Origin of the sequence: Nostoc sp. NMS7, from assembly GCF_017115085.1 — a bacterium.
In the GTDB taxonomy this organism is placed as follows: Bacteria; Cyanobacteriota; Cyanobacteriia; order Cyanobacteriales; family Nostocaceae; genus Nostoc.
The window spans coordinates 87249-99336 of the sequence record NZ_JABXKJ010000239.1 but is presented as its reverse complement, the minus strand read 5'-3'; the positions used below and the strand labels follow the sequence as shown (position 1 = coordinate 99336).

Sequence of the window (12088 nt, the reverse complement as noted above, 5' to 3'; positions counted from 1 at the left end):
ATTGACGCTCGCACCCAGCAAATATGGGCTTTATCCTCTTAAGTTGACACCAATGAGCAATGCTGTGCCCCTACGACAGATGTGGTTCAAATACATGAAAACTGCTGTAAAACAACACCAGGCTATACACATTTGGAGTTTTGATGAATCCTCATAAGCTGTTACCTACTTTGTCTTCAATCACAACATCTGATCATTGGTACACTTACTACAAAGCCAACGCTGAGTTTCAATTAGAGATTCCTTGGAAGCGTGGTGCAGAAATCACAGAAGATGAACAGAATGCGATCGCAGAATAGAGACGTTACATATAACGTCTCTACATTTATTGTCGGAAATCTCTACTGTAATTGGTATTACGCTGACATCAATTGTTGGATGCGCTGTGGCTCCTCTCCCAGCCAATCTGGATTTTGGGCAGTGCTGTCAAAAATTGATGAGGTTTTGAAAGGCTCAAACTCGCCGCGTGATGCCGCTTCTGCGGTTTTTGCTAAGAGCGATCGCACTTGTTCGTCATTCATTGGCTGGAACGTCTGCACTGCTTCAAAGGCTTGCTCTAGAATCTCCATGCTATCAATTCCGGTAATCACAACCGATGTAGGTAGATTCAAAGCATAGTGTAAACACTCAATTGGTGTTACAGTCTTTGAGCGTAAAAGAATACCGTTCGCCAAGCTTTTCATCCCTAGAACGCCGATGTTTTGTTTAACCAGTTCTGGCACAACTAGCTTGGCAAAGCTCCGGTAGTGGGCATCCATCACATTCAGAGGCATCTGAGCCGTATCAAATTTAAACCCGTGAGTGGCTGCAACTTCCAGCATGTGCAGATGAATATGGGGATCTTTGTGTCCAGTGAAGCCGATGTATCGGAGTTTGCCAGCTTCCCGCGCTTCAATTAAGGCAGCATTTGCCCCTTCTTTATCAAAAATTCGATGCGGATCTTCATACCGAATGATTTCGTGATGCTGCACAAGATCGATGCAATCAACTTGCAGGCGTTGAAGAGATTCGTCTAGCTGTCTTGCAGCTTCTTTCTTAGAGCGGCCGTCAATTTTCGTCATCAGGAACACTTTGTCTCGGTAGCGATCGCGCAACGCTTTTCCCATGCGAATCTCGCTGACTCCACCGTTGTAATCCCAACTATTATCCATAAAGGTGATGCCGCGATCAATCGCGGTTCTCACAATTCGGATACCCAGTTGCTCATCAACGTGCTTCAAACCGATGTGCCAACCACCCAATCCGATGGCGGAAACTTTCTCTGTTGTACTGCCGAGAACTCTGTATAGCATTTCGGAATTTGACATCTGTTCTCCTTGTCTCTCAGCTATTACTTAAGTAGATATAGCTGTGTGACAATTTAAACACAAGGGAAAGTTGACAATATCTTACTGAAGATACACTTTTCAACCCGATCAGCAAAAGACTCAAGAAGCCAAAATACCGATGCCAATTTGGGATGCGTGAGTTGATTTTGTATTAGTCCACGGAGGTGGACTACCCTTCTCCTAAGGGAGACGCTACGCGAACGGGAACGCCTGCCGTAGGATGCCCGAAGGGCTGTAGGGCGAACGTTTGTCTAGCCGCGACTTCCAGTCGCCCTGGCTCTAAGTTGACTGTGCCCCTACAAGATATGTGGTTCAAATAAATGAAAACTGCTGTAAAATATCAACTATTTGCCACTATAGAAAAAGGCAATTTCTTTCTCTTTTAGGGGTGCGAAACCAGCATCTAGAAGTAATTGGTCGAGTTCTGTTTGGGGAATGTGTTTTGCACCAATTCGCACAATGCGCGATCGCATCGTATTAGATACGCCACTGCGCTGTCTATTGCCTTCTAGCGCCATAACTTTACCATAAAGTTCTAGCTTGGCGGGCGGAATGGGAGAACCATCAAAATCGATTCCCTGTGCGATCGCTTCATCAATAGCATCAGCACCTGTAGTAGTTTGATTCCCTGAGTTAGTTTCGGTAGGCATGGTGATTTGTTCTTCTTCGCTATGAGTAGATTTTACCAGCCTTGCTGACACCAAACCCGCCTATCGGCTTTTTTGCTAGTCAACTTAACGTTAAAAGGGCGGTTAGAAACCGCACGCCAATTGCTTCTCCCAAGGGGAGACGCTGCGCGAACAAGTCGGCAAAGCCGGACGCCAGTCGCCTCAAGTCGGGAAACCCGCCCACAGCGCTGGCTCCCCAACGCACTGGCTTGTCTACACAAGCAAAACCCCCCTTTGCGGGTTAAAAAATCTTGATTTTCTCTTAGCCCACGAAGGCGGGCTTTGTTTGTGTAGCCGCGAATTCCATTCAGCCAAGGCTAATCACGAGTTTGTCGCGTCACCAAACCACCAACAAACCCCCCTAAGATAGTGCCTGTCCATAGTCCTGTTGTGCTACCTTGCCATATTGCCCCTGGTGTCATCCAAGCGTTGCACATCTCCTTGAAACCCCAAGGTTGGTTTTGACACTTTTGGCTATGCAGCATCAGGGTAATTTGCCCACTGGTGTAAGCACCAAAAAAACCTGATGACAGCGCCAAAAAAGTGCAAATTAAAATTCTATTTTTTGTCATTTGTCATTTGTTATTTGTTATTTTTTATTGGTTATTCTCCTTGTCCCCCTTGTCCCCCTTGTCCCCCTTGTCCCCCTTGTCCCATGCCCAATCAACCCGTATTTCTCATCCCAGCTGCAATACCATTAATAGTTAACAATGCCCCTCGCAGTAACTCGCCTTTGCTGTAACGAGAGTGGATGACTCCAGAAGTAGCAGTAGTATTTTGGGACTGTCGTAGGCGCTTGAGTAGTGAAACTTGAATAAATCCCAAAGGTACAATTGTGCCATTGCGTAACTGTACAGATCGTTGCAATACAGGATCACCATCTAAGAGTTGATTGTGATCGGTGATTTTTAACACCAAATCCCTTGTCAGATAGAACTCGCTGGCAATTTGGTCAAAAACCTTGGCAAAACGAAGTTGATCTTCTGGTTTTGACAATTCTTGGACATAGTGATGTGCCATTTGCATATCTACTTTTGCCAAAGTCATCTCGGCCTTGGAAATCACCATCTTGAAAAAAGGCCACTTAATGTAAAAGTAGCGCAGCAATTTCAAGTGTTCCTCTGGTTCTTCGTTCAAAAATTCTTGTATAGCTGTGCCAACGCCATACCAGGAAGGCAGCAAAAAGCGAGTTTGTGTCCAGCTAAATACCCACGGAATAGCTCGCAGACTACTTAAATCTTTCTTACCAGATGGACGGCGTGCGGGACGGGAACTAATTTGCAACTGGCTGATTTCTTCAATTGGGGTTACTTCATGGAAGAAGTCAACAAAATCAGGCTGTTCGTAGATTAAAGCACGATAATGTTGACGCGATCGCGCCGCTAATTCTTCCATAATCTCATTCCAGGGTTCAATATCATCAAACCCTGTTCGCAGCAAGCTAGCTTGAATCACCGCAGTAGTGATGGTTTCCATGTGGTATAATGCCAAGTCCAACAAGGAGTATTTGGAAGCCAAAACTTCTCCTTGTTCGGTAATTTTGATTCGCCCATTGATACTATGACCCGGTTGGGCTAAAATCGCTTCGTAAGCTGGACCGCCACCACGTCCCACAGAACCGCCGCGTCCGTGGAAAATCCGCAAGTTTAGATCATAGTTTTCTGCTATTTGTTGCAGTGATTTTTGGGCTTTATGAATTTCCCAGTTGCTACTTAAAAAACCAGAGTCTTTGTTGCTGTCAGAATACCCCAACATGACTTCTTGCAAGTTCGGCGGGAGGGGGGAGGAGGAAGCAGGGGGGGCAGAGGGGGCAGGGGAGGCAGGGGAGGATGAATTTTCATCGCTATCCTGTGCTTTTGTCTGTTCGTAGCCGCCAGCTAACAAAGCGCGATATAACGGGAGTTCAAATAATTTCTGCATGACGCTTCTAGAGCGTTGTAAATCTTCTACTGTTTCAAATAGGGGGACAACTTGAATAGTTCCGACAGCAATGGCGGGGTCAAAAAGTCTGGCTTCTTTGGCTAACAGCAGTACTTCCAGCACGTCGCTGACGTCGCGGCACATACTGATAATGTAAGTTTGGCAGATGTTGAGACCAAATTCTTGTTGGAGCGATCGCACGACGCGAAAAGTCTCAATGACATCGTTGGTTTTTTCGGAAAATGGCAATTCTGCTGGAATTAATGGCCGCCGGGTTTGCAGTTCTCCTGTCAGCCAAGCAACTCTTTGCTCCTCAGAGAGTTCATTGTAAGGTTGAGATAATATTTGCAAGTATTCCAGGATCTCATTGAGCGCATCAGCATGGCGGGACGATTCTTGGCGAATATCTAGCTGTGTCAAATTAAAGCCAAAAATTTCTGCCTGACAGATGAGATTTTCTAATTCTCGACAGCTTAAACCTGTTTCTGTCAAGTTGCGCTCAATCATCCGCAGTTCTGCTAAAAAATCAGCTCCCGAAAGATACAGGGGGCTATCTTGATTTGTTGGCGTTTCCCGATTATATAAAGCGAGATTGCGATCGCGGGTATTTTCCAGCCGTTTCAACACATAAGCCAGTTTCAGCCGATAGGGTTCTTGTCGATAACGCAGCGCCAGTGCGTCGTAGACTTCGCTTAACTGCGACTGATCTAATTCTAGAGATTCTAGTAAGTCTGGTAAAACATCACTCCAATGCATCGATACACTTAACAATTCAATCAGATGTTTCACTGACTGAATATATCTCCCTAGCACCATTTTGCGCTGATAGCAAGCTGTCTGCCAGGTAATTTCCGGTGTAACTGATGGATTCCCATCCCTGTCTGAGCCTACCCAAGAGCCGAAAGAGCAAAAGTTTTTACTCGGTGGTTCTAGCCAAGGAAAGGTATTGGATAGGGTGTGTTTGAAACGTTTATAAAGTTGAGGAATGCCATCAAATAAAACTTCTTGGAAGTAGTGCAGGGCATAATCTACTTCATCTAGTACCGTGGGTTTGAACTGGTGAAGTTCGTCTGTACGCCACCACAGGCGAATTTCTTCGAGCAATTGTTCGCGGACATCTGCGGCTTCCCAAGGATATGCTCCTGGTGTGCTACCAGAGTGGTTTTCCAGGGCATCCAGTTTTTGCAAAAGTTGTACTACCTGTCGCTGCTTATCTCGGATGGTATGACGCACAATTTCCGTCGGGTGCGCTGTGAAAACTAAGCGCACATCCAGATGTGTAATTAGACGTTGAATTTGCTGAGGTGGTACATTCAGTTTGAATAAATAGGGAAATAAGGCAGCGAAAGTACCTTTTGGTTTGACTAATTCTTTTTCTACATAACTCTTTCTCAGCAACTCGGCTGCTATTCCCCTACTAACAGGCGCATCATCTTCTCTTTGATTGGACGAATAATTGACATTGGCTGGTGTTTGCGGTGTTGACTCTATTTCTGCCTCATAGCGACTCAATTGCTGCCGTTGTTCGTATTCCTGCTCAATGATATTAATCAACTGAAAATATAGAGCGAAAGCCCGAGCCGCGCGAATTGCTTCATTGATATTTAATTGCTCAATCAATTTTACGGCTGAGGCTGCTTGGTCATTTGTTGCTTGTCCTTCTGGTGAACATAAATCGCGCAACTGCCCCAATAAGTCTACCATATTTTGACCGCATTCTTGCCGGAGAACTGACTCCCACAATTCTTCCACTACCTGGAGACGATGACGCAAAAATAATTCCGACACCGGGTATATATCCGCAGTTTGAGACGAAGAGTATAAAAGGGAACCCATATTCTCTATTCTTGTAAAGCTAATTACTGTTTACGGTTCTAGGCTTTGCACTTAATGCTCACCGGGTTGTTCCTGAGCAAATAATTATTTGGTGTATATATTCTCATCTGGATTAGTTTCGGGTTCATCTGGGAAGTCAAGGTTGGGTAGGCGATCGCCTCGCAATAATTCTTCACTGGCTTCCCCTATGGCTTCTAGCGCTCTTACTGTTGTTTTTCCGGTAAGGAGCAGCAGTAATATAGACGCTGTACCTATTTGTAAAAGCAAGGACTGGGGAATGCTAAATAAATCCAGATGGGATGCAGGATTAGGTGAGGGCTGTTGTTTGGTAGGAGGCATTGCTAATTTTTGGTTATGGGAATTATTGAGTAGAGAGGCGATTAATCGCGTCTGTACAGGAGAGAGGCGATTAATCGCGGTCTGTACAGGAATTAGGAGTTAGGATGACTCCAAAGATAAAGAAATCGAGTTTAAATGGGATAAGCTTGTTGTTTGTTTAGCCCATCAAGGACGTTAAGGGAGTAGAACGCAAGTCCGGCTTTAAACAAAAAGTCATCAGCGTAGTCATATACAATTATTCTGGCTCTTAACTTCTAACTCCTAACTTCTGATTTTTGACTCCCTATTAGTAAAATAAACGCAAAACTCAACATTAGTCCGACTTGCAACCTGTACAAGACTATCTTGTCCGATTTTGTGAGCTATGAAGGTAACAAAATTGTTAAAAAAAACCGTCAGAGTGTGATAGACCTATGGTTCTAGTTTACAAGTGCAGGCACTATCCCCCAACAATCGCTTCCTGTAAAATTAACTTCCGATGAAAACAGTATTACCAGATCGCCAGCAATCCTTACTGCAATGGGTAAGCCAAGCAACAGGGATCAACACCTTCGGAGTGAAAGTCCGGTTGCGGGGAAATGACCTTCATATTCTTTGTGAAGGTACAGAATGTCCGCAGCGTTGGCGTACTTTGTCTGACTTGCTGCAAGCACTACAGCAAACAGATGTAGATATCCTCACAAGCAAGGAAGAACCCTCAATATATCAAGTATTTGTCTATGGCCGAAGAAAAGGGGAACAGCGCCCCAAATGGTGTCATCGGGTTCACTTGAATCAAATAGATAAGCATCTGGAGCAGGTGCAGCAAGCCTTGCTAGCAGACTCAGAAAAATCAAAACAATCGGGTGGGGCGCTAATTGTCTCTAACGAAAGTTTGGCACGCCAGGGGAACCCAGAAGCGATCGCTCGGTATCTTAGCGAAACCCTGAGTGTGTTAGGTGTATCGGTACAGGTAAAGATTAAGCTATATAAGCCAAAGAACTCTCAGCCAGAAGAAAATCGCCTGTGGATATTTTGCCAGTCGATCTATAGCCCTGATGCATCGTTGCTTGCTGAACCAGTCGCGCAGAAGTTGCGTTATCTGAAGCTTTCCGGCTACAAAGATGCAGTAATTGTTTCCCAGGTAAGCGGCGAAACTGCCCCTGATTGGCTGCTGCGGGTGGATTTGACCCCACCAGAGGTAATGCTGAAAGAGTGGGCGCGATGGGGGGATGTCCAAGCGATCGCGCGATTATTAACTGAGGTATTGTCACAGTTAAAAGTTGCTGTTCAAGCTGATCTTAAGGAATCAACCCTACATATCTTTTGTACTCCAGTTTATGATCCCTTGGGAATAGCCCCAATCCCAGACAAGGTAATGTGCTTAGAGGCGATTTTACCCCAGCTAGAAGCGATCGCACCTCAAGGCATTCTCGCCGCCACCCTATACGGACAAAAAGCAGGCGACAACCAACCAACTTGGATTGATTGGCTGGCTTTACCCGCGACAAAGCATCCCGCCTTTGCCATATCACCGCTAGATTTGGCGAATACTGGCGACGAACCAGCGCTGATATTTTTATTGGAGCGTTTACTCAATCCAGACTTGGATTGGCGGCTATTGACAGGGGGAATTCGCGTACTTCTGCTGAACAAAAATGATTTATTGCATATCATGTGTGATGCGCCTGTTTGTCCAGGGCGTGAACAAGTCGCCAGCAAAATTACGCAGTTCATCCGCCAGTTAAAAATTCCCGGTATTATGGGGGTACGTGTCTACGGTCGCCGTGCTGGGAATAAAGAACCTTTTTGGCACTATGGACTTGATCTTGAGCATCGCCAACGTTTAGTCCCAGAAGCCACCCCAGAATTTGCTGCCACTTCTAAATACGTTAACGATCTAGTAATCTCTGAAACTAACGAACCAATTTTGCGCCCCGACTTAACGACAGAAGAAGTTCAAACTTTTGTGACAGAAGTAGCACGAGGTTGGATAGCAACAGCGAGTGCAACAGCGAAAAAATTCCTGTTGACAAGCCAACTATTTAGCGAAAGCTACCAGTCAGCCGAGGCAAACCCTGATACTCAAGGACTTAAAGTGGTTCTGGTTTGGGGAACGCTGGGATTATTGCTCACCCTCCAAACTGATTGGGCATTAGGTCAAATCATTGCCCGCACTACGCCCAGCAATATCTTACCCCCATCATCCTCTGGGCAAAAGGCATCTTTGACATCTGGAAAAAATCCCAGTGATCAAACGACATTTGTTACCAGCACTTCCAAGACAAAATCTCCTCCAAATCAGAGTTCTGTATTTAATGCTTCGGAATTTACCCAAAGTGATAACACCCCGATCAAGAATTTGGCAGCCGCACCACTGAAAGAAAAAGCAACCTCTACCGCTATTCTTTTAGCAGCGCGATCGCAAATACCAAGTTTCAATGTCAGACAGTTAGACGAGCAACTAGCACTGTATAAACAGCGTTTAGCGAGAACTGGTAGTCCGCCAGATGTGTTGATTATTGGCTCCTCCCGCGCCCTCAGAGGAGTAGATCCAGCAGCACTTTCTAAAGCTTTAGTGACTCAGGGCTATCCAAATCTTGACGTATTTAACTTTGGAATCAACGGTGCAACCGCACAAGTTGTAGACTTTCTGATTCGCCACGTACTCCAACCATCAGAACTACCTAAAATAATTATCTGGGCAGATGGTGCGCGTGCTTTCAACGGTGGACGCGAGGATATTACCTTTAAATCGATCGCTGCATCAGTTGGTTATAAAGAAGCATTTCAAAAAACACCAATAACTACTGCAAATAGCAATGATTTGCCCGAAAGTACCGTAAATTCGGGAGAACAAAAGACAAAGGAAGAAAAACCAGAGATTAGTACCTATGAAGCTATCAATCAGTCATTAAATCAGGCTCTAGCATCTCTTTCTGCTAGCTATCAAAACCGCGACCAAATTAAAAGTTTACTGCAAAAACCACTGCTCATCCTTGGTCATAATCAGACAGTTGCATCAGAAAAACAGCTAACAGACGGTACTTCAGATGAGAGCATTTCCCAGCAAGCAGTTGACGTTGATGGCTTTCTACCTTTATCTATTCGCTTCAATCCCGCTAGATACTATCAAAAACATTCTAAAGTTCCTGGAAATTACGACAACGACTATAAATCTTTCCAAATAGAAGGAGAGCAAGATGCTGCCTGTCAAGAAGTGCTTCAGTTTGCCCAGTCTCAGAAAATTTCCTTAGTGTTTGTGAATATGCCTCTGACAGGAGATTATTTAGATCCAGTGCGGAGACAATATGAGCAAGAATTTCAGCAATATATGTTGCATTTGGCTACTAATCCCAACTTTATTTATCGTGATTTGAGCCAACAGTGGATAAAAACAAACGACTACTTTTCTGACCCCAGCCATCTCAACCGCTTTGGAGCATACGAAGTCTCGAAAAAGCTGGCTAATGATCCGATGATTCCTTGGCCAGTGAAGTAGGGAGTGGGGAGTGGGGAGTGGGGGATGAGGGAGACAAGGGAGACAAGGGGGACAAGGGAGACAAGGGGGACAAGCAGAATAACCAATGCCCAATGCCCAATGCCCAATGCCCAATAACAAATGACTAATGCCCAATGCCCAATGCCCAATAACAAATGACTAATGACTAATGACTAAAATATGAACTTTATATCAATTTTCTATGGGCTGTTCTTGTTGAGTGTGTTAGGAATTTACTGGTCTTTAGCACAACAGAAATTGCGATTATGGACGCTGCTAATTGCCAGTTTGATTTTCTACGCATCTTTGCAGATCCAGTACATACCATTACTATTAGCATTGACGTTTATTAATTTCCGTGTGGGGCTGGAGATTGGCAAAAACACATCACCGGGAAAACATTCTCTTGACTGGCAAATTTCTAATGAAGAGTGGCAATTTGCCCAAGGTGACTGGAATCTTCGTCGTCTAAAACTTTTGTGGCTGGGTATAACTCTAAATGTTTTATTGTTATTAGGTTTTAAGTATTTTACCCCTTTATTTAAGTTTGTTTTTCATCTGGAAACAAACTCACCAGATAGCTCTTTTAAATTGATTGCACCTTTGGGAATTTCATTTTTCACCTTTGAATGCATTGCCTACTTAATAGATGTCTATCGTGGTGCCCCTGCTACTGAGAAGTTTATCAAATTTGCGACATACAAATTATTTTTTGCCAAAATGATTTCCGGCCCGATTACGCGCTACCACAACTTAGCAAATCAATTCAATACAGTAGACTTCCCCAGTAGCGATAGAGTAGCTGAGGCGCTGTGGTTGATTGCTAGGGGCGCAGTCAAAAAAGGTATTTTTGCAGACCACCTGGGAATTTTTGTCGATTTATGTTTTGGTAATCTGCAACGGGCGGGTAGTACCGATCTCTGGTTAGCTACATTCGCCTACGGCTTACAGTTATATCTAGATTTCAACGGTTACGTAGACATCGCCCGTGGTAGTGCTTTGCTTTTCGGCTTGGTTCTACCTGAGAATTTCGATTTTCCCTATTTCAGCACCAATATTGCCCAATTTTGGCGGCGCTGGCACATAACTCTCGGAGATTGGCTACGTAACTATGTCTACTTTCCTTTGGGTGGTTCCCGTCAGGGTTTAGTCCGTACCTGCTGGAATTTATTTTTTATCATGTTAATCGCCGGTATTTGGCACGGTGCAGCTTTGGGTTATGTAGTTTGGGGCATATTCCACGGGTTAGCCTTGGTGGTTCATCGACTTACAGTTGCGATGAGCGATCGCTTTGAAAATCTAGCACAATTCTGGCAAAATCCTCTGGGTATCTTTGTCGCTTGGTTATTGACGCAACTGATGGTTTTTACCTCTTGGATTTGGTTCCGCCTACCTAATCTCCAAGACTCTTCTTTGGTAATTCGGCATCTTTGGGGTTATCCTGCTGATCCCCAGTTTGCTGAAAAGGTCTATGTGGAAGCCTTAAATCTCAGCCAATACCAACTCACTTGGGTACTTCTAGCTTTAGCTGTCCTTATGGCTGTAGTCTATGCTTTCAACCGAATGCTGAAGTTAGAGCTTAACTGGCCGCTTAAGCTTGTCTTCGTCCCCCTATGTTTCTACGCTGTTTGGTTATTAGCTCCTGAAGGTAGTTTGCCCTACATCTACTTTGATTTTTAAAATTCCCCAAAATATAAAAAATTAACTCAAACATTAGACAACAGCAAGAAACCTCGAAGGCGGTTTTATCGAGTTAACTAAGGGATTTCCAACAAATAAATTATTCAATCTTGTAGGGTGGGCTGAAAAGCCCGCCTTTGGCTATGGGCGGTGGTGTCAAGTTAAGAAAAAATCTGCTTTGAGAAGAGGTTTTGCCCTCATCCCCTAATACCATTTCACACAAACCCTGATACATATAGATTTCTCGTAGGGAACATTGCTGTGCCCCTACCAACGTATTTGTATCATTATTAAAGTGAAAGGGTATAACCCCGAATCCCAAGTTGGGATTCGGGGAACTAGAGAATTTGCTCCCCTCTACCAATTTTGGGAGAGGGGCTGGGGGTGAGGGTCAAACCTCGAAAGCTTCCCAAGCCTAACTTCTACGTTAAGTTGACACCAATGACCAGACATCCACCCCACAAGAAGTAGTTGAGTATTTTTTTCTACTTGAAACCAAGTTTTTTCCGTGTTTTAATTCTAAAAGTAGCTTTCCCTGTCTAACCTTTTACTGGCAAAGGATATTGGTTTGAGCGTGGTTCTTCTGGGCGGCATCTGGCTGCTAAAGAAAAATCTGCTCCCAGGTTCAAGCATCAACCTGCTGAAAAAGTAGGGTTTTCTTAATACTACCTAGAATCCGCATTAGGGCTGGAGTTGATCATTGACTCGAGTCTAAAGCTGACCGATCACGGTTGAGGGAGCCATCCAAGTCATTTGTTTCATTAATCAAAGCCTCAATTCATTGAAAGCGGCGGGAAACTCCATCCCCAGGTGTCTGGAGAGGGATAGTCGCCCCG

At 44.5% G+C, this 12088-nt stretch carries 10 protein-coding genes; 5 read left to right on the top strand and 5 right to left on the bottom strand.

The window, feature by feature from the left end; translation table 11 throughout:
• The first annotated feature begins 170 nt into the window (after window positions 1-170).
• Window positions 171-299, top strand: a complete 129-nt coding sequence (locus HWQ38_RS32290) for a hypothetical protein (protein WP_292801984.1) — start codon at window positions 171-173, stop codon at window positions 297-299.
• Window positions 300-356: 57 nt separating this feature from the next.
• Here the strand turns inward: HWQ38_RS32290 and HWQ38_RS32285 are convergent, their stop codons facing one another.
• Window positions 357-1307 (bottom strand): aldo/keto reductase, encoded by a 951-nt coding sequence (locus HWQ38_RS32285; protein ID WP_292801982.1) that lies wholly within the window; start codon window positions 1305-1307, stop codon window positions 357-359.
• Between the two features lie 365 nt (window positions 1308-1672).
• On the bottom strand, window positions 1673-1978 hold the full coding sequence (locus HWQ38_RS32280) for a DUF4090 family protein (RefSeq protein WP_292801989.1): 306 nt from the start codon (window positions 1976-1978) through the stop codon (window positions 1673-1675).
• Window positions 1979-2019: 41 nt separating this feature from the next.
• Between HWQ38_RS32280 and HWQ38_RS32275 the strand changes: the two genes are divergently transcribed.
• A complete protein-coding gene (locus HWQ38_RS32275; protein WP_292801980.1) occupies window positions 2020-2241 on the top strand; it encodes a hypothetical protein in 222 nt (73 codons plus the stop codon).
• Between the two features lie 72 nt (window positions 2242-2313).
• On the opposite strand, the gene HWQ38_RS32270 is transcribed toward HWQ38_RS32275, so the two are convergent.
• From HWQ38_RS32270 to HWQ38_RS32260, 3 genes are all read right to left on the bottom strand, one after another.
• Window positions 2314-2568 carry a hypothetical protein gene (locus HWQ38_RS32270; RefSeq protein ID WP_292801979.1) on the bottom strand — a complete coding sequence of 85 codons (255 nt, stop codon included), beginning with the start codon at window positions 2566-2568 and terminating at the stop codon, window positions 2314-2316.
• A 91-nt stretch (window positions 2569-2659) separates the two neighbouring features.
• A complete protein-coding gene (locus tag HWQ38_RS32265; protein WP_292801977.1) occupies window positions 2660-5752 on the bottom strand; it encodes a phosphoenolpyruvate carboxylase in 3093 nt (1030 codons plus the stop codon).
• A gap of 84 nt (window positions 5753-5836) precedes the next feature.
• Window positions 5837-6091 (bottom strand): hypothetical protein, encoded by a 255-nt coding sequence (locus tag HWQ38_RS32260; protein ID WP_292801975.1) that lies wholly within the window; start codon window positions 6089-6091, stop codon window positions 5837-5839.
• Between the two features lie 478 nt (window positions 6092-6569).
• On the opposite strand from HWQ38_RS32260, the gene HWQ38_RS32255 reads away from it, so the two are divergent.
• Genes HWQ38_RS32255 through HWQ38_RS32245 form a run of 3 tightly spaced genes read left to right on the top strand, consistent with a single transcriptional unit; the run spans window position 6570 to window position 11252 of the window.
• A complete protein-coding gene (locus tag HWQ38_RS32255; protein WP_292801973.1) occupies window positions 6570-9572 on the top strand; it encodes a DUF1574 domain-containing protein in 3003 nt (1000 codons plus the stop codon).
• 17 nt (window positions 9573-9589) lie between these two features.
• The gene (locus tag HWQ38_RS32250) at window positions 9590-9700 is read left to right on the top strand and encodes a histidine kinase (RefSeq protein WP_292801971.1); all 111 of its coding nucleotides are present in this window, start codon (window positions 9590-9592) and stop codon (window positions 9698-9700) included.
• 52 nt (window positions 9701-9752) lie between these two features.
• Complete coding sequence (locus HWQ38_RS32245; RefSeq protein ID WP_292801969.1) at window positions 9753-11252, top strand: MBOAT family protein; 1500 nt, start codon at window positions 9753-9755, stop codon at window positions 11250-11252.
• Window positions 11253-12088 lie beyond the last annotated feature (836 nt).